The sequence below is a fragment of the Methylobacterium sp. Gmos1 genome, from assembly GCF_053764715.1.
Genome location: NZ_JBSNCC010000003.1, coordinates 371,843 through 392,529 on the forward strand (window position 1 = coordinate 371,843; position 20,687 = coordinate 392,529).

The window sequence follows — 20,687 nt, forward strand, 5'->3', positions numbered from 1 at the left end:
CGCCTCTCGGTGGGGAGAGGTGTCCCGCCGTCTCGGATGCTCCAGGCCGGACGCGGCGTCAACCCTGCGGCGGTATCAGCCGCGCGAGGTGGGCGCGGTGAGCCTCCAGCGTCGCCTGGAAATCGGCGAGCAGCGCCTCGGCGAGGGCGGCGGTCTGGCCGCCCGACGGTGCGAGGCGCGCCACCAGGGCGCGCTGGCGCACGACCCGGCACTCGCCCTCGATGACGTGGCGCAGGACCATCTCGAGCTCCGTCTCGCGGAGCGGATGAGCCGCTGGCATGGCGGCGCCCTCCCGGCTCGGGTCCGGCGGAGGCGGGCCTCGCGGGACCGCCCGCACTATGGCACGGGCCGGCCGGCCCGGATAGGACGGGCGCGGGCCACGCGTGAGGTGGAGGTGAGATGGACGAGTTCGGGCGCGCCCTGGGGCTGGCGGTCGCGATGATCCTGCAGCTGGACGCCGATCTCGTCGCCATCGTCGGCCTGTCGCTGCGCGTCAGCCTGACCGCGGCCGGACTCGGCTTCGTCCTCGGTGCCCCCCTCGGAGCGTTCATCGCCGCGACGCGGTTTCCCGGGCGGGGCGCGCTCCTCGTCCTCGTCAACGCGCTGCTCGGCCTGCCGCCGGTGGTGGTCGGGCTGGTGCTCTATCTGCTGGTCTCGCGCTCGGGGCCACTCGGGAGCCTCGGCCTGCTCTTCACCCCCGGCGCGATGGTGATCGCCCAAGGGGCGCTCGCCCTGCCGATCGTAGCGGCGCTCTCGCACCGCTCCTGCGAGGCCTTGTGGGCGGAATACGGCGACGCGCTCAGGGTGGACGGGGTCGGCGCGGCCCGTGCGGTCCCGATCCTGCTCGCGATGGCGCCCGCCCCCCTCGTCACCGCGTTCCTGGCGGCGTTCGGGCGGGCCATCGCCGAGGTCGGCGCGATCCTGATGGTGGGGGGCAACATCCGCGGCTACACCCGCACCATGACGACCAGCATCGCGCTGGAGACGAGCCGCGGCGACCTCGCGCTCGCACTCGGCCTCGGGCTCGTCCTCGTCAGCCTGACCCTGGTGGTGAGCGCCGCCGCCTTCGGAATCAGCCGGGTGGCGGCGCTGCCCAGGGGTTGAGGCTACTGGCTCGGCATCGTCCCGGTCGGGAAGAACAGCTGCTCGCCGTTGATCTTGAACGAGGCGATCGCCGCCCGGCCGCGCTCCGAGGTCAGCCACTCGTGCCAGATCTTGGCATCGGCCGCGTGGATCTGCGGATTCTTGGCCGGATTGACCAGGATCGAGCCGTAGGGGTTGAACAGGGCGGGGTCGCCCTGGACCAGGATCACGAGGTTCTGGCGGTTCTTGAAGCTCGCCCAGGTCGCCCGGTCGGTCAGGGTGTAGGCGTCCATCGCGGCGGCAGCGTTCAGCGTCGGGCCCATGCCCTGGCCGAGCTCGCGGTAGCTTGCGCCCAATCCTCGCGCCTCGATGCCGGCCTTCTTCCACAGGCGCAGTTCGGTGCGGTTGGTGCCGCTGTCGTCGCCGCGGCTGGCGAAGGGCGCCTTGGCGCGGGCGATGCGGGCCAGCGCCTCCGCGGCGTCGCGCCCGCCCCCGAGGCCGGCCGGGTCGGCCTTGGGCCCGACGATCACGAAGTCGTTCGCCATCACGTCGCGGCGGTCGAGGCCGTGGCCCTCGGCCACGAACTTGTCCTCGCCGGGCCGGTCGTGGACGAGGAGCGCGTCGGCGTCGCCCTTGGCGCCGATGGCGAGCGCCTGGCCGGTGCCGACCGCGACGACGCGCACGCCGATGCCGGTCTCGCGCTGGAAGATCGGCAGCAGGTGGCCGAAGAGGCCCGATTGCTCGGTGGAGGTGGTCGACGCGAGCGTGATCGCCCGCTCCTGCGCGGCGGCGGACCGCCCGAGGGCGGGCGCGACGGCGAGGAGGGCGACGAGGACGAGGCGGCGCGGGAACGGGCGGCTCACGGACGGGCTCCGGTGGGGGACTTTCGTCCTGCGATACCCCGCGGCACAGGCTTGGCGCCAGGGTGCATCGGCCCGCACAGGCTCAGTCCTTCGTCATCGGCCCCGCCGCCGCGAGGCTGTTGGCGATGGTGGTGAGCATCGCGGCGGCCCGGGCCGCGATCTCCGGCTCGTGCCCGTCCTCGGCCAGGCGCCGCTTGGTCTCGATCACGGTCTCGACCGCCTCGACCAGTTCGGCCGAGGGCAGGACCCTGCACTCGACGAGGGCGAGCATCAGGCTCTCGACCAGCATCAGGGCGGCCTGGCCCGCGGCGACCTGCTCCATTCCGTCCCGGTTCCCCTCGTTCTCAGCGGCCGGCATCGGCGCCGCCCTTCCCCGCGTCGCCGGCCTCCGCCTCCCGCGTCCCGACGAATTCCGAGCGGCCGCGCTCGGACAGGTCGAGGAGCGGCGCGGCGAGGCGCACCAGGGCGTCGAGGTCGCCGATCGTCACCCGGCGCCCGCGCATGGTGACGATGCCCTCCTCCCGGAACGCCCGCAGCACCCGGTTGACGTGCACGTTCGAGATGCCGAGATGATCGCCGATCTGCTCCTGGGTCATCGGCAGGTCGTAGGCCAGCGCGTCGGGCGGCAGCACGCCCGACAGGATCAGCCGGCCGCGAAAATCGACCAGCAGCATCGCCAGGCGCTCGTCGGCGCTGCCGCGGCCGAGACCGACGATCCAGTTGTGCAGCCGGCGCTCCTCCTCGATCACCTGCCACATGCAGCGGGTGGCGAGGTCGGAATCGCGCTCGTAGGCCGCGCGCAGGGTGCGGTGGTCGACCTGCTCGACCAGCACCTCGGACAGGGCCTGGACCGCGTCCGGGCTGTGGGTGACGAACAGGCTTTTGACCGCGAAGAGGTCGCCGGGCAGGAAGATCAGGATGAACTGGCTGCGCCCGTCCTCCAGGGTGCGCAGGCGGCCGACCCAGCCCTTGCGCAGGCGGAAAATCGTGGTGTTCGGGCTGTCTGGCTCCACCAGCACGCGGCCGGCCGGGTAGAGGCGGCCCGAACCCTCCATCAACCGGTCGAGGACCGCCTCGCCCCGGTGCAGGGCCTCCAGGATCTCGGGCCGGTGCAGCAGGTAGCGGGCGGAATCGGACATGGGGGCGGGGCGGTCCGAGAAGGCGTCGCGAGGCGGGACGCGCGGGGCGGGAGCCCGGCAGCGGACGGGCTCTAGGAAGGGCCGCCCCCTCGGACATTCACCTGTGTTGTCTTCTCGACAGACTGTCTCGGAGCGAGAGCGTTTTCCGACGACGTGGACACCGGTTCGTCGTAGAAAATGCTTTGAAATCAAAGATCTCGAGCAGCGTGATCGGGCGCTGCCCTAGTCGCCGGTCCGGTCCCGCAGGACGAGGTCCGGGCGCCGCTCGCGGGTGAGGCGGGCGGATTCCGCCGCCCGCCAGCGGGCGATCGCCGCGTGGTTGCCGCCGGTCAGCACCTCCGGGATCTCCCGTCCCTCCCACTCCCGCGGCCGGGTGTAGTGCGGGTATTCGAGGGCACCGCCCTCGAAGCTCTCCTCGACGCCGGAGGCGTGCTTGCCCATCGTGCCGGGCAGGAGGCGCACGCAGGCATCGAGCAGCACCAGGGCCGCCGGCTCGCCGCCCGACAGGACGTAGTCGCCGATCGAGACCTCCTCCAGCGCGCGGGCCCCGATCACCCGTTCGTCGACGCCCTCGAACCGGCCGCAGACCACGATGACGCCCGGCCCCTCGCTCAGCGCGCGGGCCCTCGCTTGCGTGAGCGGCCGGCCGCGCGGGCTCATCAGCAGGCGCGGGCGAGGGTCGTCGGGCGCCGCGGCGGCGTCGATCGCCGCGGCGAGCACGTCGCAGCGCAGCACCATCCCGGCCCCGCCGCCGGCCGGCGTGTCGTCCACCGCGCGGTGCCGGCCGAGGCCATGGTCGCGGATGTTGCGCGCCTCGAGGCTCCAGGCGCCCCGCGCCAGCGCGTCGCCGGCGAGCGAGAGCCCGAGATGGCCGGGAAACATCTCGGGGTAGAGGGTCAGGATCGTGGCGCGCCACGGCGAGAGGGGCGCGGTCGCTTGCGGGGTGGAGGAGGTCATGCCGGTTGATGGCCCCGGCGGGCCGGACCGGTCAACCGGGACCTCACCCGGCCCGGCTCGGAGCCAGCCACGCCCCCGCGAAGCGAAACACCGGCTCGCCGCGCTGGTTGGTGCCGGTGGCCTCGTGGCTGACGACGCCCCAGCCCGGCCGGGTGCGCGAGGGCCGCGCCTCGGTCAGGGTCACGTCGTAGCGGATCGTGTCGCCGGCATAGACCGGCTTCAGCCATTGCAGGTCGCGAAAACCCGGCGAGGGACCGCTCTCGACGATCGGCTCGCCCCGCTCCAGGGCCAGCGCCCGGCCGCGGTCGCGGGCCGCGACCATGCGCTTCATCCAGGCCGCCGCCGTGTGCCAGCCCGAGGCGCACAGGCCGCCGAAATGGGTTTTTTCCGCTGCCGCCTCGTCGACGTGGAAAGGCTGCGGGTCGAAGGCGCGGGCGAAGCGCAGGATGTCGTCACGGGTGAAGCGATGCGCGCCAAGGTCGAAGCGGCGGTCGAGCGGCAGGTCCTCCAGGTGGACCGAGGGCAGCGCCTCGCCCTCGGGAATCTCCTCCGGGAGCGGCCCTTGCGGCGGGCGCGGGCGGGGCGGCAGCGGCGGCGTGCCGGCCTTGCCGAACATCGCCCAGAAGTCCTGTGTCATCACCGGCTGGCCGGCGCCGTTCGCGATCTCCAGGAGGAAGCGCACGAAGCCGCGGTCGGGCTTGCTGCCGGAGGGCCGGCTCTCGGTGACGCTCATGCGCATCGACAGGGCGTCGCCGGGACGGACCGGGCGCAGCCAGCGCACCTCCTCGATTCCGGGCGAGCCCATCGAGCTCGACTGCAGGATGAACCCGTCGGCGACGAGCCGCATGCCGAGGGCGCAGGTGTGCCAGCCGGACGCGATCAGCCCGCCGACGAAGCTTTGCTCCGCCGCCGCCTCGTCGGTGTGGAAGCCCTGCGGGTCGAACTCGCGGGCAAAGCCCACGATGTCGTCGCGGCTCACCGCCAGCGGCCCGAAATCGAGCCGCAGACCGGGCGTGAGGTCCTCGAAGCAGTAGCGGGGCATGGGGGGCATCCGGCGGCGTTGACGGGCCGCCGGGCTAGCACGGCGAAGGTCTGACGCGAAAGCACCCCGGCCTCGTCAGGAAAACGCCCCCGCCGCCTTGTGGGCAAGGCGGATCGGTTCGGGGAGCCGGAATTTCGGCGCGCAGGCGAGCACAAGGGCGACGCTCGTCGGGATGTCGGCGAGGTGGCCCGGCGAGATGAACAGCGGGTGCTTGCCCGTGCGGGTGCGCACCACCGCGCCGATCGTCTCGCCCCTGTCGACCAGCGGCTGGTGCGCGCCCTTCTCCTCGTCGAGCGGCGCGTTGCGGCCGCAGAGCCGGGTCTTGCCGACGCCGATCGTCGGGCGCTGGAGCCACAGGCCCATGTGGCTGGCGATGCCGATGCGGCGCGGATGCGCCGTGCCCATGCCGTCGAACAGAAAAACGTCCGGCTCGGAGGCGAGCCGCCCGAACGCCTCCTCCAGCACCGGGCCCTCGCGGAAGCTGAGCAGGCCCGGCACGTAGGGGAACGGCGTCGGCATGAGCGCCGTCACGGTCTCGACCACCCGGAAGTCCGGGTAGGTCGCGACCACGATCGCCGCGTGCGAGCGGTCGTTCTTCACGCTGACGTCGACGCCGGCGACGAGCCGCACGGCGTCGAGGGCGAGAGGCCGGTCGGCCACGACCTCGGCGGCGAGCTGGCGCTGGAGCGCGATCGCCTCCGTCGGCGTCAGGTCCCAGCCGTGGCGCCGGACGAGGTCCATCAGGTGTTGAAGCGGAAATGCAGCACGTCGCCGTCCTGCACCAGGTACTCCTTGCCCTCGAGCCGGAGCTTGCCGGCCTCGCGGGCCCCCGCCTCGCCCTTCAGCGCCGTGTAGTCGGCGTAGGCGATGGTCTCGGCGCGGATGAAGCCCTTCTCGAAGTCGGTGTGGATCACGCCGGCGGCGGCAGGCGCCCGGGTGCCCTTGGTGATCGTCCAGGCCCGGGCCTCCTTCGGCCCGACGGTGAAGTAGGTGATGAGGCCCAAAAGCTCGTAGCCGGCGCGGATCACCCGGTTGAGGCCGGGCTCGGTCAGCCCCACCGCCTCCAGGTACTCGACCTGGTCGGCCGGCGGCAGCACGGCGATCTCGCTCTCGATCTTGGCCGAGACGACGACGGCCTTGGCGCCTTCCTCCTTGGCGCGGGCGAAGACGGCGGCCGAGTGGGCGTTGCCCGAATCGGCCGAGCCCTCCTCGACGTTGCAGACGTAGAGCACGGGCTTGGCCGTCATCAGGCCGAGCTGCGAGAACAGGCGCTCCTCGTCGGCTTTTCGCTGGACGAGGCGGGCAGGCTTGCCGTCGCGCAGGAGCGGCAGCGCCCGCTGGACGAGGTCGAGGGTTTCCTTGGCTTCCTTGTCGGTGCCCTTGGCCCGCTTCTCCAGCGCGACGACGCGCTTCTCGAGGCTGTCGAGGTCGGCGAGCATCAGCTCGGTCTCAATCGTCTCGATGTCGGCGATCGGGTCGACCTTGCCCTCGACGTGGGTGACGTCGCCGTCCTCGAAGCAGCGCACGACGTGCGCGATGGCGTCGACCTCGCGGATGTTGGCGAGGAACTGGTTGCCCAGGCCCTCCCCCTTCGAGGCGCCGCGCACCAGGCCGGCGATGTCGACGAAGGTCAGCCGGGTCGGGATGATCTCCTTCGAGGACGCGATCTTGGCGAGCGCGTCGAGGCGGTCGTCGGGCACGCCGACCTCGCCCACGTTCGGCTCGATGGTGCAGAACGGGTAGTTCGCCGCCTGCGCCGCCGCGGTCTGCGTCAGCGCGTTGAAGAGCGTCGACTTGCCGACGTTCGGCAGGCCGACGATGCCGCATTTGAAGCCCATCAGATCAGTCCGTTCAGTTCAGAGCAGAGCGCCGGCCCGCGGCGTTGTCGGGTGGTTCGGGAGTCGGGGTCAAGCCGGCTTCTCGCCGACGCGCTTCACCTCGTCCCAGCCGCGGCCCGCCATGGCGACGTGGACCTTGTTCTGGAAGCGCGCATCCTCGCCCGCGGCCATCAGCTCGGCGGCGTCGGCCATCGCGTCGCACAGGTCCTCGACCCACGGCATCTCGGCCTTGGCGAAGTCGTTGAGGACGTAGGCGTGGACGAGGGCCTTGTCGCCGGGATGCCCGATGCCGAGGCGGGCGCGCCAGTACTCGTTGCCGCATTGCGCGGTGATCGAGCGCAGGCCGTTATGGCCGGCATTGCCGCCGCCCTTCTTCACCCGGAGCTTGGCGGGGCTGAGGTCGAGCTCGTCGTGGAACACCACCACGCCCTCGAGCGGGATCTTGTAGAAGCGCTGCGCCTCCGCCACCGCCCGGCCGGATTCGTTCATGAAGGTCAGGGGCTTGAGGAGCAGCACGCGCTCAGAACCGACCACCGCCTCGGTGCAGTCGCCCTGGAACTTGCGCCGCCACGGCGCGGCGCGGTGCCGGCGGGCGATCGCGTCGAGCGCCATGAAGCCGATATTGTGCCGGTTGCCCGCGTAGCGAGGCCCGGGATTGCCGAGGCCGACGAACAGACGCATGGCGAAAACGAGGCTCCCCGAGAAATGGGAAACGCCCCGGGTCTCGCGACCGGGGCGTCTCGATGCGACCGAGAGGTGAGCCGGGACCGGCTCAGTCCTCCTTGGCCTCGTCTTCCTTGGCGGCCTCTTCGGCGGCCTCGGCCTCGGCTTCCGCCGCCGACTCGGCGCGGGCGGCCTCGGCCACGGCGGCCTCCTCGGCCTCGACCTCGGCGCCGAGCACCGTCGGCGGCACGAGGGTCGCGACGACCTCGTCGCCGGCGAGCACGAAGGTGGCGCCGGCCGGCACCGGCAGGTCGGAGACGTGGACGGTGTCGCCGATCGCCTTGCCGGTCAGGTCGACGGTGATCGCGTCGGGGATCGACTCAGGGGCGACCTCGATCGCGATCGTGTGGTGCACCACGTTGAGCGTGCCGCCCTCCTGCTTGATGCCGGGGGCCGCGTCCTCGTTGGTGAAGTGCACCGGCACCTCGACCTCGATCGACTGGCCGGCGACGACGCGCAGGAAGTCGACGTGCAGCGGCACGCCGGTGACCGGGTCGAGCTGGAAGTCGCGCGGGATCGCCCGGACCTTGCGGCCGCCGGCATCGATCTCGAACACGGTGGTGCGGAAACCGCCGGCGTAGATCAGGGTGCGGGTGCGGATGAGGTCGATGGCGATGGCCTGCGGCGGCTTGTTGCCCCCGTAGATGACGGCCGGCACCTGGCCCTGGCGACGAACGGCCCGGGCGGCCCCCTTGCCGACCCGGTCGCGTGCCACGGCCTCAAGCGGCTTCACGGCGCTCATGGCGTGATCCTTAAATCTCTGGTGTTGCGGATGGCTCAAACGCCGAAGGCCGCCCCCTCGAGGACGGCCCTGTGAACCGACGTCGCCACGCCCGTTCCCGTGACGGGACGATCCGGCCTCCAAGGGTGTCCGGCGGGCGGGGTGCTGCTAGCAGAGACGGGCCGCGATGGCAAGGACGGGCGAGGATGGGGATGCAGGCGGGTTTCGCGCGTCTCCCGGACGGATCCTTAACCGGTCCGGCGCGAGCCTTGCGGCCCCTTCCCCCCGACCTCGGAGATCCTTCGTGACGCGCCCGATCCTCTGGGCCCTCGGCGTGCTCGCCGGCGCCGCCGTCACCGGCGGGTCGATGACCGAGCGGTTCGCCCGGATCGGCCAGGGCCATGCCCCGGGCCAGACACACGTCCCGGCGCCGGCGCAGGGCCGCGTCCCTGCCGACGAGGCGGCCCGGGCCGCGGCGGGATTCGAATCCAGCGTGACCCTGTCGCAGGACCTGTCCGGCCATTTCCAGGCCCACCCGCAGGTCGAGGGCCAAGTCTTGCGCATGCTGGTCGATACCGGCGCCACGCTCTGCGTCTTCACCCACGAGGATGCGGCCCGGATCGGGATTGCCGTCGCCGAGCGCGACTTCACCGCCCAGGTCGGCACCGCCAACGGCACCGTGCCGGCGGCGCGCGTGCGGGTGCGCGAGATGCGGCTCGGCGGGATCACGGTGCGCGACGTCGAAGCCGTGGTGCTGCCGCGCGGGCGCCTCGACACCAGCCTGCTCGGCATGTCGTTCCTGCGCCGCCTGCGCGGGTTCGAGGTCGCGGCGGGCCGGATGATCCTGCGGGGGTGAGGGCCCGGCCGGTTCGGGCGTTCACGTGCTCGGGCAGGCCCCGCCGTTGCTGTTCGAGACGACGGTCGGCAGCACGACCTCGGGGTTCGAGGTGACCGAGCCGTTGTAGACCTTGCCGTTGCGCACCGGCCAGACCACGGTCTCGGTCAGGGTGCCGAGGTTGAACCGCTTGGCGAAGCTGGCGGCGAAGATCGGCCGGTAGGCCATCGACAGCTCGACGACGACGTAGCGGGCGCCCTCGCTCTTGTACACGTCCGGCACCGGCGGCACGTCCGTCGGGCCGACCGGACCCGCCACGGCGGCGTTGCCGGCATCCACCGCGTAGGAGCAGACCTTGGCCCGTCCGCCCGCGTCGTAGACCCCGATCGCCTTGGCGGCGATCCGCGCCCCGGCGCCCTCGTAGGGGGCCAGCACCGCCCGCCCGGCCTTGACGATCAGGGTGAACTGGGTCTCCGGGATGTCGCCTCCCTCACGCGCCACCAGGTCGGCCACGGTGCGGGCCGCCAGCGTCACCTTGCGGAAGTTGCTGATGTAGCCGGCGAGGTCGGTCGTGCCGAAGAAGAGCAGCAGCAGAAGCGGCAGAAGCAGCGCGAACTCGACCGCGGCGACGCCGTCCCGCCCCCGCCGAAAGCGCGCGAGCGCGCGCCGCGGGCACCCCGGGCTGGCGGATCCGGGCCTGGCGGTCACTGGAACGGCTCCGTGCGGAACGCCACGGTGCTCTGGAGCACCCGCTTGCCGTTCGCCAGGGTGTTGGGATTGAGGAAGCCGAAGAAGACCGGGAACTCCGCCGCCGCCTGCACGATCACGATCTGGCCGGGCCCGGGCTTCTGGTACTGGGTGCCGAAGTCGCTGCGCCAGGACCGCGAGGCCGCGTCGATCGGGCTCGCCGGGGTGAAGCTGGCGCCGTCGGAGAACGCCAGCACGTCGACCTTGACGCTGCGGCAGGAGAAGATCGCGACCCGGCTGCCGCAGATCGCGTCCTTGAACTTCTCCAGCGCGACCTGCTGCGTCGTGGTGTCGGGGGGCGGGGCCGGGTCCGCCGCGCGGGCGGCCTGGAACTGCCCGGTATAGAGCTGGCGGGCCGCGCCGGAGACGGCGTTGTCGAGGACCTGGCCGGCGAAGAACGCGAGCGCGGTCTCGGTGGTCGCCGCGATGAGGAGGAGGAACGGCAACCCGATCATCGCGAATTCCACCGCCGTCGCTCCCTGGCGCGCGGCCGGGAAACCCGCGATCCGTGACCGGAGCGCGGATCGCCAAGACCGGAGCGCGGGTCGCCGCGGTCCTGCCGGAGCCGAGGACGGGGGACGGGACATGCCGGGGTCGGGTCGGGGCGTGTGGACCGTCATGCGCGATGCCGAGGCTTCAGCGCGCAGGGGCCGGTCCGCCGGCGGTCGCCAGCGCGTTGCGCTGGCCGGCCTGCCCGCTCATCTCGGAGAAGTAGCGCTGGGTGTCGCCGAGCTGCACCGCCGGCTGGCAGGCGGGCGTGCAGGAATAGGATTCGCGATCGAGCCCGCGCTGCACCGTGACCACCGACGGGCTGCCGGCCCGCACGCTGATCGCCGATTCCGCCAGCATCGTGCCGGCCGAGTCGAGGGCGATGAGGTTGGTGCTGCCGAAGCTCTTGCCGGTCAGGACCACGATGCCGTTCCGCTGCAGCGACACGTCGGCGATGATCGGGTTGCCGACGATCACCGTCGCGGTGCGCTCGGGCAGGCGGATCACCTTGGCGTTGTCGACCGAGACGGTCACGGTGGCGCCGTCGCTCGCCCGGGCGGAGCCGGCCGGCAGCGCGAGGGCCGGAAGGCACGCGGCGAGAGCCATGGCGAGGCACGCGGCACGCGGGCGGCTCGGGCGGCGGAGCGGGCTCATCGGCGCGGGCTCATCGGCTGAGGGGTCTTTCGGACGCGATCATGGCTCCCGTCCATCAAGCGTCGGATGGGTTGACAAACCGCTAAGCCTGCGCGGCGGCCCCGCCTCCCGGGACGGACTGCCCTCGGGAGAATGGTGCCCTTGGGGACGGGCGGGTCGCATCGCGATCGAGCGCTCGTTAACCACGCGGGCGATTTCAATTCGACCGCCAGAGTTCGGCGACCGTCTTAACCCAACTTCAACGGCCGCGGCCTAGCTTGTCGTCAGTCCCGATCGGCGCCAGTCGATTGTCGACGGACTAACCGATACCACTCAGGCGGGAACACAGTTATGATCACCAAGCTGAAGCGTTTCGTCAGCGACGAGTCGGGCGCCACCGCGATCGAGTACGGCCTGATCGCCACCCTGATCGCCATCGCGGTGATCGTCGCGGCCAAGGCCGTCGGCACCAACCTCGCGGGCACGTTCAACAACATCGCCGGCAACCTGAAGTAAGACGCGCCGGGCCGGCCCGCACCGTGCGGGTCGGCGCGCTCCTTCTCGCGGCGCGAGGCGCCGAGCCGGCCCTCGCCCGGCGGCTCGGTCCGCGCGTCGCCGCGCGGGTCGCAATCCCCCTGATCCCCCGGCCCCGATCCGGCTGAGGGCGGCTCCCGGCGAGCCGGCACCGCGCCCCTGATGCCTGCCCGCTCCCCTTGCCTCTGCCGCGAGCCCGCATGGTCAGCCTCTGCCTCCTCGTCGTGTTCCCGTTCCTGATGGCCTACGCGGCGGTCAGCGACATCCTCACGATGACGATCCCCAACCGCATCGGTCTCGTCCTCGTCGCCGCCTTCGCGGTGCTGGCCCCGGTCTCCGGGCTCGGCTGGTTCGAGATCGCGAGCCATGTCGGCGCGGGCGCGCTGGTGCTCGCGGTCGGCTTCGTGATCTACCTCTTCGGCGTGATGGGGGCCGGCGACGTCAAGCTTGCGGCGGCCACCACCTTGTGGCTCGGCTTCGGGGCGCTGCCCGACTATCTGGTCAACACCGCGCTGTTCGGCGGCCTGATGGCCGTGGGCCTGGTGCTCGTGCGCGGCCATCCCCTCCCCGGCTTCGCCGCGGCCTGGCCCTTCGCCCTGCGCCTGCACGACGGGCGCGTCGGCATTCCCTACGGCGTCGCCCTCGCGGCCTCCGCCCTCGTCGCCTGCCCCGCCGCGCCGCTGTGGCGGCTGGTGCTGCCGGGCTGAGCGAGTATCCGATCCCAACGACCTGATTCGCGGCGGGGCCGAGATGGCCCTCCGGCCGCCCGTGCCCGTTCGCCCCCCCAGTTGCAGGTTGCGCCGCGCTTAGCGAGTCCAACGTGGGGTTTCGGATCGCGGCGCCGCCTGGATCCAAGGCGTTAACCCTAAGCGCAGTTAACCTTAATTTGAGGAATCGATGGTGGAGTCGGTCAACGGGCGGCCTCGCGCCGCCTCTGCCGTTTCCTCTCCTTTGGCGCCCCATGAAGTCATCGCGCTTGCTCCTCATCAGCGTCGCCGTCGTGACCGGCGCGGGGGCCTTCATCGTGATGAGCGGCCGCGAGCCGCCGCCCCCGCCGCCGGCCGAGCCGGTCGCCGCGCCGGCCCCCGCCATCGAGATGACGGAGGTGCTGGTCGCCGCCGCCGAGCTGCCGATGGGCCAGTCGCTCAAGCCGACGGACCTTCGCTGGCAGGCCTGGCCGAAGAGCGCGGCGAGCGACAGCACGCTCCAGCGCGCCAGTGCGCCGCGGGCGCTCGAGGACACGGTGGGCTCGATCGTGCGCAGCCCGTTCCTGTCCGGCGAGCCGATCCGGCGCGAGAAGCTCATCAAGGCCAACGGCAGCGGCTTCCTGTCGGCGATCCTGCCCGCCGGGATGCGCGCCGTGGCGATCTCGATCGATGCCCGCGGCTCGAACACCGCCGGCGGCTTCATCCTGCCGAACGACCGGGTCGACGTGCTGCGCATCTCGCGCGACGAGGACGCGGCCCGCTCCGGCGTCGGCGACAGCCAGACCGCCGAGACCATCCTGACCAACATCCGCATCCTGGCGGTCGGCCAGACCGTGCAGGAGCGCAACGGCGAGCGGGTGGTCACCGGCGACACCGCGACGCTCGAGCTCACCCCGGCCCAGGCCGAGACCGTGATCCTCGCCCAGAAGGTCGGCCAGCTCTCGCTGACCCTGCGCAGCCTCGCCGATGCGGGGCAGGCCGCCCCGGCCGCGCCGGAGCAGCAAGCCGAGGCCGGTGTCACGATCGTGCGCTACGGCGTCTCCAAGCAGATGCCACGCCGATGAGCCCGCGCCCGTCCCGCCCCGACCGCGCGAGCGGTTCCCGCCTCGCGAGCCTCCGTTCCATGACGATGTCCGAGCCTCCCCCGGCGGTCCTGCGGGCCGCGGCCGCCTTCCGCGCCGCCCTGTGCCCGGCCCTGATCGCCGGCACCCTGGCCGTCGCGGTCGCCGGACCCGCCGCCGCGGTCGAGGCCCTGGGCTTGCGCGGGACGGTCCAGCGCGGCGGCCTCGCGCCGGCGCCGGTGGTGAATGTCGGGCCCAACGAGGCCGACGTGTCGCGCCGCATCGACCTCACCATGGGCCGGTCGCTGGTGATCGACCTGCCGCGGGACGCGAAAGAGGTGTTCGTCGCCAACCCCAAGGTGGCGAACGCCGTGGTGCGCTCGACCCGCAAGGTGTTCGTCATCGGCATCGAGAACGGCGCCACCTCGATCTTCGTGATGGACGGCGACGGGCGCCAGATTGCCGCCCTCGACGTCACGGTCGGACGCGACCTCAACGTGCTGCGCCAGACGCTCGCCGCCAGCATCCCGACCGGCCGCTTCGACGTGCGCCCGGCGGGCGATTCGGTGCTGCTCACCGGCTCGGTCGGCTCGGCGGCGGAAGCCCAGCAGGCGGTCGACGTCGCCAACGCCTTCGTGGGCACCGGCGGGGCCGGAGGCGGAGGCGGGGCGCCGACCCGCGGCGCGGTGATCAACAACCTGACGATCCGCGGCAAGGACCAGGTGATGCTGCGCGTCACCGTGGTCGAGGTGTCGCGCCAGGTGCTCAAGCAGTTCGGCGTCAACATGAACGCCAGCTGGAGCACGATGAACTTCGTCAACGGCGTGCCGTTCCCGCTCACCGGCGGCTCCTACCCGTCCGGCAACGAGATCACCGGCAAGGTCTCCTCCGGCGGCTTCTCGCTCCAGGCCAACCTGCGCGCCTTCGAGCAGGCCGGCGTGTCGCGGATCCTGGCCGAGCCGACCCTGACGGCGATCTCCGGCGAGGCGGCGAACTTCACCGCCGGCGGCGAGATCCCGGTGCCGACCAGCCAGAGCTGCTCGGCGGTGCTCGCCTCGAACTCCTCGAACTGCTCGGTCGGCATCGAGTACAAGCCCTACGGCGTCGCGCTGAACTTCACCCCCGTGGTGCAGTCCGAGAACCGGATCTCGATCCGCGTCGGCACCAACGTCACCGAACTCGATCCGCAGAGCGCGGTGCCGGTCTCGAACGGCAACAACACCATCTCGGTGCCGGGCCTGACCGTGCGCAAGTCCGAGACGACGATCGAGCTGCCATCGGGCGGCACGATGATGATCGCGGGCCTGATCCAGCAGCGCAACCGCCAGGCGATCAGCGGCCTGCCGGGGCTCCTCAACCTGCCGGTCCTCGGCGCCCTGTTCCGCTCCCGCGACTATCAGCGCCAGGAGACGGAGCTGATGATCATGGTCACCCCCTACGTCGCCAAGCCGATGGACCCGGCCCAGGTCCGGAAGCCCGACGACGGCTTCACCGAATCGACCGATGCCCAGGCGATCGTGCTCGGGCGCCTGAACCGCCTCTACGGCACGGTCGGGGCCGCCCCCCTCGGCTCCGGCTATCGCGGCCGGGTCGGCTTCATCACCGACTGACCGCCCTTCGAGACGCCGCCGAGACCTCGCCGAGACTATGCCCGCGATGACCCGCATTGCCCTGCGCCTGACGCTCCTCGCCGCCACCGCCGGCCTCGCGGCCTGCGCCGCCGACCGCCGGCTGACCACGGGCTCGACCTACCCGATGACGGTCCCCGAGCGGCACCCGATCGTCCTGTCGGATTCCCCCCGCAACCTCGACGTGTTCGTGACCGGGACCGGGCATATCGACCCGCGCCAGGCCGACGACGTCGACGCCTTCCTCACCGAGTACCGGCGCTACGGCCGCGGCGTGCTGGTCCTCGAGGTGCCGCGCGGCTCGCAGGTGCCCGGCGGCGCGGTGGAGCGCACCCTGGAGCGGGTGCGCGCCCGGGCGGGCGCCTTCGGGGTCGGCCCGCGGGAGCTCATCGTCGCGCCCTACCCGGTCGCCAACGCCGCGGTGAGCGCGCCCCTGCGCCTCAGCTTCCAGCGCATGCAGGCCAAGGTGGCGGGGTCCTGCGGGCTGTGGCCCCAGGATCTCGGCGTCACCAATGCGGGCTTCAACGCCCGCAACGAGTCCTACTGGAACTTCGGCTGCGCCACCCAGGCCAACGTCGCGAGCCAGATCGTCGACCCTGTCGACCTCGTGCGCGGCCGCCAGGAGGGCCGGATCGACACCGTGATCCGGACCCAGAACCTGACCGACCTGCGCACCGGAAAGGATCCATCAACCAGTTGGAAGCAGGATGGCCGCGCCAGCGTGAAGAACCAGGTGGGGCAGTGATGACGACGCGCCGGACGAGAGTCGCAGCCGCGACGGGGCGCACCGGCGCCGACCGGGCCGGATCCGGCGGGACACGGCGTCCCGAGGGTCGTGCCGCCCGGGGAGGCACGCGCCATGTCTGAGGCGGACGAGCCCACCGGCCGGGTCATTCCCCCGGTTCCCCGCATCACCGTGCAGGCCTTCTGCGAGAGCGCGGAGGTCGCCGGGGCGATCGAGGCCGCCGCCGGCGACCGGCGGATGCAGAAGGCACATGCCCGGGTCCAGATGGGCGGCGCGCCCGCCGCCGTCGAGGCCTATCGCGGCGCCCCGACTCCGAACGTCCTCATCGTGGAGATCGGCGCGGCCAGGGGCAGCCCGTTGTCCGCCCTCGACAGCCTGGCCGAGGTCTGCGACGCCGGCACCAAGGTGATGGTGGTCGGCCACGTCAACGACGTCGTGCTCTACCGCGAGTTCATCCGCCGCGGCGTCAGCGAGTACCTGATCGCGCCGATCGATCCCGTCTCGGTGATCGCGGCGATCTCCGAGCTGTTCAGCGATCCCGCCGCCGAGCCCCTGGGGCGGACCATCGCGGTGGTCGGCGCCAAGGGCGGCGTCGGCGCCTCGACGCTCGCCCACAACATCGCCTGGTCGGTCGCCCGCGACCACGGCACCGCGACGGTGATCGCCGACCTCGATATCGCCTTCGGCACCGCCGGCCTCAACTTCAACCAGGACCCGCCGCAGGGCGTGGCCGAGGCGGTGTTCGCGCCCGACCGGGTCGACGCGAACTTCGTCGACCGGCTCCTGTCGAAATGCACCGACAACCTGAGCCTGCTCGCCGCGCCGGCGACCCTCGACCGCCCGACCGACTTCGTCGAGGGCGCCTTCGACGGGGTGATCGACGTGCTGCGGGCGAGCGTGCCGTGCATCGTGCTCGACGTGCCGCACGCCTGGTCGGCCTGGTGCCGGCGGATGCTGATCGGCGCCGACGAGATCGTGGTCGTGGCCGGGCCCGACCTGACCTCGCTGCGCAACGCCCGCAACCTGTTCGAGGTGCTGCGCCAGGCCCGGCCCCACGACCGCGCGCCGCGCCTCGTCCTCAACGGGGTCGGGATGCCCAAGCGCCCGGAGATCGCGGTCGCGGAATTCGCCAAGGCCCTCGACGCGCCGGTGGCCGCCACGGTGCCGTTCGAGCCCACCCTGTTCGGCACCGCGGCCAATAACGGCCAGATGCTGGCCGAGGTGCAGCCCGGCGCCAAGGTCACCGAGACCCTGAGCGAGCTCGCGGGCGCCCTCACCGGCCGCGCCGAGACCCGGCGCGGCCGGGGCAAGCTCCTGGAGCCGCTGCTCGAACCTCTGCTCGCCCGGCTCGCCCGCCGCAAGGCGTCGTGAGCCCTCCCCGCCCGCCCGTCGGCCCGTTTCCCGAGAAGGTGCGCTGATCCATGTTCGGCAGGAGACCCGGAGCGACGGCGCAGAAGGCCCCGGCCCCGCGCCCCGCCGGCCCCGCCCCGGTGCTCACCGAGGCGGCCGCGCCGGTCTTCCAGGACGGCAAGCGGGCCGAGCCCATCCCCCTGAACGCCGCCCCCGCCTCCCGCGAGGCCCCGGTGCCGATGGAGAACGGCCGCTCCGACGAGTATTACCGCACGAAGAGCATGATCTTCGGCGCGCTCATCGAGGCGATCGATCTCACCCAGCTCGCCCGGCTCGAGCCGGACGCGGCGCGGGAGGAGATCCGCGACATCGTCATCGAGATCATCGGTCTCAAGAACGTCGTGATGTCGATCGCCGAGCAGGAGGAGCTGCTCGACGACATCTGCAACGACGTGCTCGGCTACGGGCCGCTGGAGCCGCTGCTCGCCCGCGACGACATCGCCGACGTGATGGTGAACGGCGCCAACCGGACCTACATCGAGGTCGGCGGCAAGATCCAGATGACGTCGGTCCGGTTCCGCGACAACCAGCAGCTGATGAACATCTGCCAGCGGATCGTCAGCCAGGTCGGCCGCCGGGTCGACGAATCCTCGCCGATCTGCGACGCGCGCCTGCCGGACGGCTCGCGCGTCAACGTCATCGCGCCGCCGCTCGCCATCGACGGCCCGGCGCTCACCATCCGCAAGTTCAAGAAGGACAAGCTCACCCTCGACCAGCTCGTGCGCTTCGGCTCGATCTCGCCCGAGGGCGCCAAGATCCTCCAGATCATCGGGCGGGTGCGCTGCAACGTGGTGGTCTCGGGCGGCACCGGCTCGGGCAAGACCACGCTTCTGAACTGCCTCACCCGCTACATCGACGACGACGAGCGCATCATCACCTGCGAGGACGCCGCCGAGCTGCAATTGCAGCAGCCGCACGTCGTGCGACTCGAGACGAGGCCGCCGAACCTCGAGGGCCAGGGCGCGATCTCGATGCGCGACCTGATCAAGAACTGCCTGCGCATGCGGCCCGAGCGGATCATCGTCGGCGAGGTGCGCGGACCGGAGGCCTTCGACCTCCTCCAGGCGATGAATACCGGCCACGACGGCTCGATGGGCACGCTGCACGCCAACTCGCCGCGCGAGTGCCTGGGCCGCATCGAGTCGATGATCTCGATGGGCGGCTTCAGCCTGCCCTCCAAGACCCTGCGCGAGATGATCGCCGGCTCGATCGACGTCGTCGTCCAGGCCGCCCGCCTGCGCGACGGGTCGCGCCGCATCACCCACATCACCGAGGTGATGGGGATGGAGGGCGACGTCATCATCACCCAGGACCTGTTCGTCTACGACATCGTCGGCGAGGACCAGAACGGCAAGCTGATCGGCCGCCACCGCTCGACCGGCATCGGCCGGCCGCGCTTCTGGGACCGGGCGCGCTACTACGGCGAGGACCGAGCGCTCGCCGCCGCCCTCGACGCCGCCGAGGTTCGCGCGGAGGAGACGGCATGACGTCTCTCGATGCGAGGATTCTCGATCCGGCCGGAGGGCATGGCTGATGGACGTCGAGTCGGTCGTCGCGGCGGGCCTGTTCGCGGCGAGCGCGGCGGCGCTCGCCTCCGCCCTGGTGGTGCCGCTCCTGCCGAGCGAGGCCCGGGCCGCCAAGCGCCAGCAATCCCTGATCGGCCAGCGCCAAGCGGTCGAGCGCGTCACCGCGGTGAGCCGGCGCGACCAGGTCGCCAAGAGCCTCAAGGAGATCGAGGACAAGGAGAAGAAGAGCCGCATCAGCCTCGAGCTGCGGCTGACCCAGGCCGGCCTGTCGATCTCCAAGACCCAGTTCTTCGTGTTCAGCTCGCTCGGCGGCCTCCTCGTCGGCGCCTTCGGCCTCGTGATGAGCGGCGAGCCGCTGATGGCGCTCGGCCTCGGCTTCGCGGCCGGCCTCGGCGTGCCGCGCTGGCTGCTCTCCTACCTGCGCAAGCGCCGGATGACCCGCTTCATCCTCGAACTGCCCAACGCCATGGACGTGATCGTGCGCGGCATCCGCTCGGGCCTCCCGGTCGGCGACTGCCTGCGCATCATCGCCCGGGAGGCCCGGGAGCCGGTCAAGAGCGAGTTCCGGGCGATGATCGAGGCCCAGGCCCTCGGCATCTCGCTCGGGGACGCGGTCGGGCGCATGTACGAGCGGATGCCGGTGCCGGAGGCGAACTTCTTCGCCATCGTGATCGGCATCCAGCAGAAATCCGGCGGCAACCTGTCGGAGGCGCTGGGCAACCTCTCGCGGGTGCTGCGCGACCGCCGCAAGATGGCCGACAAGGTCAAGGCGGTGAGCATGGAAGCCAAGGCCTCGGCCTCGATCATCGCCTCGCTGCCCTTCGTGGTCGCCGCCCTCGCCTACCTCACCAGCCCCGACTACATCTCGCTGCTCTGGACCACCACGATTGGCCACGTCGCGCTGGCCTGCTCCGGCGTATGGATGCTGGTGGGCGTATTCGTGATGAACAAGATGATCCGCTTCGACATCTGAGCGCTGCCCGCGTTCGCCAGACCACGGTTTCCGACAGCCCCAACGTACTAGGAGGCGGCGCGTGCAGATCCTGTATTATCTCGCCGACCCCTACTTCCTCGGCGCGGCGCTCGCCGCGGTGGCGGCGGCGGCCACGGTCTTCACCCTGGTCCAGCCGCTGCTGGAGCCCGACCGGCTCCGTCACCGCCTGAAAGGCGTGGGCAAGGAGCGCGACCGCATCCGCCTGCGCGAGCGCGAGCGCATGAACCAGAAGACGTCGCTGCGCCAGGAGCCCAAGGCCTACATGAAGCGCGTGGTCGAGCGCCTGCGCCTCGACGACTGGCTCGGCACCGAGAACGCCAAGAACAACCTCCTGATGGCGGGCTATCGCGGGCCGCAGGCCGAGATCGCCTTCCTGTTCTTCCGCCTGGTGACGCCGATCGCCTTCTTCGTCCTGTCGGTGTTCTACCTGTTCGTGATCGAGGTGCTGGACCAGCCGGCGCTGATCCGCCTGGGGCTGGTGGTGGTGGCAGTCTATCTCGGCATCAAGGCGCCGGAACTCTTCCTGCGCAACCAGACCTCGAAGCGCCGGGCGGTGATCCAGCGCAACTGGCCCGACACGCTCGACCTTCTGCTGATCTGCGTCGAATCCGGCATGGCGATCGAGGCGGCGTTCCGGCGCGTCGGCGTCGAGATCGCCAACCAGTGCATGACGCTGGCCGAGGAGATGGCGCTCACCACCGCCGAACTGTCCTACCTCACCGACCGGCGCGTCGCCTACGAGAACCTGGCCAACCGCACCGGGCTCGAATCGGTCAAGAACGTCACCACGGCCCTGATCCAGGCCGAGCGCTACGGCACCCCGATCGGCCAGGCCCTGCGGGTGCTGGCCCAGGAGAGCCGCGACCAGCGCATGAACGAGGCCGAGAAGAAGGCCGCCGCCCTGCCGCCTAAGCTCACCGTGCCGATGATCGTGTTCTTCCTGCCGGTGCTGTTCGTGGTGATCCTGACCCCGGCGATGGTGCAGGTGTTCAGCTCGAAGTAGCGGCCCGCC

24 protein-coding genes are annotated in these 20,687 nt (G+C 71.7%); 11 read left to right on the top strand and 13 right to left on the bottom strand.

Annotation, left to right across the window (positions count from 1 at the left end; genetic code table 11):
- Positions 1 to 58: 58 nt before the first annotated feature.
- Positions 59 to 280, bottom strand: coding sequence for a hypothetical protein (locus ACS5PV_RS07890; RefSeq protein WP_455394782.1), 222 nt, complete (start codon positions 278 to 280; stop codon positions 59 to 61).
- Positions 281 to 399: 119 nt separating this feature from the next.
- Here ACS5PV_RS07890 and ACS5PV_RS07895 point away from each other — a divergent pair, with 119 nt between their 5' ends.
- Positions 400 to 1,104, top strand: coding sequence for an ABC transporter permease (locus ACS5PV_RS07895; protein WP_455394783.1), 705 nt, complete (start codon positions 400 to 402; stop codon positions 1,102 to 1,104).
- A gap of 2 nt (positions 1,105 to 1,106) precedes the next feature.
- Here ACS5PV_RS07895 and ACS5PV_RS07900 read toward each other — a convergent pair whose 3' ends face one another.
- From ACS5PV_RS07900 to ACS5PV_RS07940, 9 genes are all read right to left on the bottom strand, one after another.
- On the bottom strand, positions 1,107 to 1,946 hold the full coding sequence (locus ACS5PV_RS07900) for a substrate-binding domain-containing protein (RefSeq protein ID WP_455394784.1): 840 nt from the start codon (positions 1,944 to 1,946) through the stop codon (positions 1,107 to 1,109).
- Positions 1,947 to 2,028: 82 nt separating this feature from the next.
- Complete coding sequence (locus ACS5PV_RS07905; protein WP_455394785.1) at positions 2,029 to 2,304, bottom strand: hypothetical protein; 276 nt, start codon at positions 2,302 to 2,304, stop codon at positions 2,029 to 2,031.
- Positions 2,291 to 3,085 (bottom strand): Crp/Fnr family transcriptional regulator, encoded by a 795-nt coding sequence (locus ACS5PV_RS07910; protein ID WP_455394786.1) that lies wholly within the window; start codon positions 3,083 to 3,085, stop codon positions 2,291 to 2,293. The genes ACS5PV_RS07905 and ACS5PV_RS07910 overlap by 14 nt, the downstream gene beginning before the upstream one ends.
- A gap of 222 nt (positions 3,086 to 3,307) precedes the next feature.
- Positions 3,308 to 4,042, bottom strand: a complete 735-nt coding sequence (trmD, locus tag ACS5PV_RS07915) for a tRNA (guanosine(37)-N1)-methyltransferase TrmD (RefSeq protein WP_455394787.1) — start codon at positions 4,040 to 4,042, stop codon at positions 3,308 to 3,310.
- Between the two features lie 43 nt (positions 4,043 to 4,085).
- Complete coding sequence (locus ACS5PV_RS07920) at positions 4,086 to 5,084, bottom strand: MaoC family dehydratase (RefSeq protein ID WP_455394788.1); 999 nt, start codon at positions 5,082 to 5,084, stop codon at positions 4,086 to 4,088.
- A 75-nt stretch (positions 5,085 to 5,159) separates the two neighbouring features.
- Positions 5,160 to 5,825, bottom strand: a complete 666-nt coding sequence (nfi, locus tag ACS5PV_RS07925) for a deoxyribonuclease V (protein WP_455394789.1) — start codon at positions 5,823 to 5,825, stop codon at positions 5,160 to 5,162.
- A complete protein-coding gene (gene ychF, locus ACS5PV_RS07930; protein WP_455394790.1) occupies positions 5,825 to 6,922 on the bottom strand; it encodes a redox-regulated ATPase YchF in 1,098 nt (365 codons plus the stop codon). Before ychF ends, nfi begins: the two co-directional genes overlap by 1 nt.
- Before the next feature lie 69 nt (positions 6,923 to 6,991).
- The gene (gene pth, locus ACS5PV_RS07935; protein WP_455394791.1) at positions 6,992 to 7,603 is read right to left on the bottom strand and encodes an aminoacyl-tRNA hydrolase; all 612 of its coding nucleotides are present in this window, start codon (positions 7,601 to 7,603) and stop codon (positions 6,992 to 6,994) included.
- Between the two features lie 91 nt (positions 7,604 to 7,694).
- On the bottom strand, positions 7,695 to 8,387 hold the full coding sequence (locus ACS5PV_RS07940; RefSeq protein WP_455394792.1) for a 50S ribosomal protein L25/general stress protein Ctc: 693 nt from the start codon (positions 8,385 to 8,387) through the stop codon (positions 7,695 to 7,697).
- A gap of 283 nt (positions 8,388 to 8,670) precedes the next feature.
- On the opposite strand from ACS5PV_RS07940, the gene ACS5PV_RS07945 reads away from it, so the two are divergent.
- Complete coding sequence (locus ACS5PV_RS07945) at positions 8,671 to 9,222, top strand: retropepsin-like aspartic protease family protein (protein ID WP_455394793.1); 552 nt, start codon at positions 8,671 to 8,673, stop codon at positions 9,220 to 9,222.
- Positions 9,223 to 9,243: 21 nt separating this feature from the next.
- Here the strand turns inward: ACS5PV_RS07945 and ACS5PV_RS07950 are convergent, their stop codons facing one another.
- The 3 genes from ACS5PV_RS07950 to ACS5PV_RS07960 form a co-directional block, all read right to left on the bottom strand.
- Positions 9,244 to 9,909 (bottom strand): TadE/TadG family type IV pilus assembly protein, encoded by a 666-nt coding sequence (locus tag ACS5PV_RS07950; RefSeq protein WP_455394794.1) that lies wholly within the window; start codon positions 9,907 to 9,909, stop codon positions 9,244 to 9,246.
- Positions 9,906 to 10,415: a TadE/TadG family type IV pilus assembly protein gene (locus ACS5PV_RS07955; RefSeq protein WP_455394795.1), complete on the bottom strand. Its 510-nt coding sequence runs from the start codon at positions 10,413 to 10,415 to the stop codon at positions 9,906 to 9,908. Before ACS5PV_RS07955 ends, ACS5PV_RS07950 begins: the two co-directional genes overlap by 4 nt.
- A gap of 169 nt (positions 10,416 to 10,584) precedes the next feature.
- Entirely contained in the window at positions 10,585 to 11,091 is a 507-nt protein-coding gene (locus ACS5PV_RS07960; protein WP_455394796.1) for a pilus assembly protein N-terminal domain-containing protein, read from the bottom strand.
- A gap of 330 nt (positions 11,092 to 11,421) precedes the next feature.
- Here ACS5PV_RS07960 and ACS5PV_RS07965 point away from each other — a divergent pair, with 330 nt between their 5' ends.
- The 9 genes from ACS5PV_RS07965 (at position 11,422) to ACS5PV_RS08005 (ending at position 20,678) form a co-directional block, all read left to right on the top strand.
- Positions 11,422 to 11,586, top strand: coding sequence for a Flp family type IVb pilin (locus ACS5PV_RS07965; protein ID WP_455394797.1), 165 nt, complete (start codon positions 11,422 to 11,424; stop codon positions 11,584 to 11,586).
- Between the two features lie 218 nt (positions 11,587 to 11,804).
- A complete protein-coding gene (locus tag ACS5PV_RS07970) occupies positions 11,805 to 12,311 on the top strand; it encodes an A24 family peptidase (RefSeq protein WP_455394798.1) in 507 nt (168 codons plus the stop codon).
- 254 nt (positions 12,312 to 12,565) lie between these two features.
- Positions 12,566 to 13,375 carry a Flp pilus assembly protein CpaB gene (gene cpaB / locus ACS5PV_RS07975; protein WP_455394799.1) on the top strand — a complete coding sequence of 270 codons (810 nt, stop codon included), beginning with the start codon at positions 12,566 to 12,568 and terminating at the stop codon, positions 13,373 to 13,375.
- Positions 13,376 to 13,440: 65 nt separating this feature from the next.
- Positions 13,441 to 14,982, top strand: a complete 1,542-nt coding sequence (locus ACS5PV_RS07980; protein ID WP_455395007.1) for a type II and III secretion system protein family protein — start codon at positions 13,441 to 13,443, stop codon at positions 14,980 to 14,982.
- A 37-nt stretch (positions 14,983 to 15,019) separates the two neighbouring features.
- Positions 15,020 to 15,745, top strand: a complete 726-nt coding sequence (locus ACS5PV_RS07985) for a CpaD family pilus assembly protein (RefSeq protein WP_455394800.1) — start codon at positions 15,020 to 15,022, stop codon at positions 15,743 to 15,745.
- 114 nt (positions 15,746 to 15,859) lie between these two features.
- The gene (locus tag ACS5PV_RS07990; RefSeq protein ID WP_455394801.1) at positions 15,860 to 17,116 is read left to right on the top strand and encodes an AAA family ATPase; all 1,257 of its coding nucleotides are present in this window, start codon (positions 15,860 to 15,862) and stop codon (positions 17,114 to 17,116) included.
- A gap of 50 nt (positions 17,117 to 17,166) precedes the next feature.
- Positions 17,167 to 18,642, top strand: coding sequence for a CpaF family protein (locus ACS5PV_RS07995; RefSeq protein WP_455394802.1), 1,476 nt, complete (start codon positions 17,167 to 17,169; stop codon positions 18,640 to 18,642).
- A 43-nt stretch (positions 18,643 to 18,685) separates the two neighbouring features.
- The gene (locus ACS5PV_RS08000; RefSeq protein WP_455395008.1) at positions 18,686 to 19,654 is read left to right on the top strand and encodes a type II secretion system F family protein; all 969 of its coding nucleotides are present in this window, start codon (positions 18,686 to 18,688) and stop codon (positions 19,652 to 19,654) included.
- 61 nt (positions 19,655 to 19,715) lie between these two features.
- A complete protein-coding gene (locus tag ACS5PV_RS08005; protein ID WP_455394803.1) occupies positions 19,716 to 20,678 on the top strand; it encodes a type II secretion system F family protein in 963 nt (320 codons plus the stop codon).
- Positions 20,679 to 20,687: the final 9 nt, after the last annotated feature.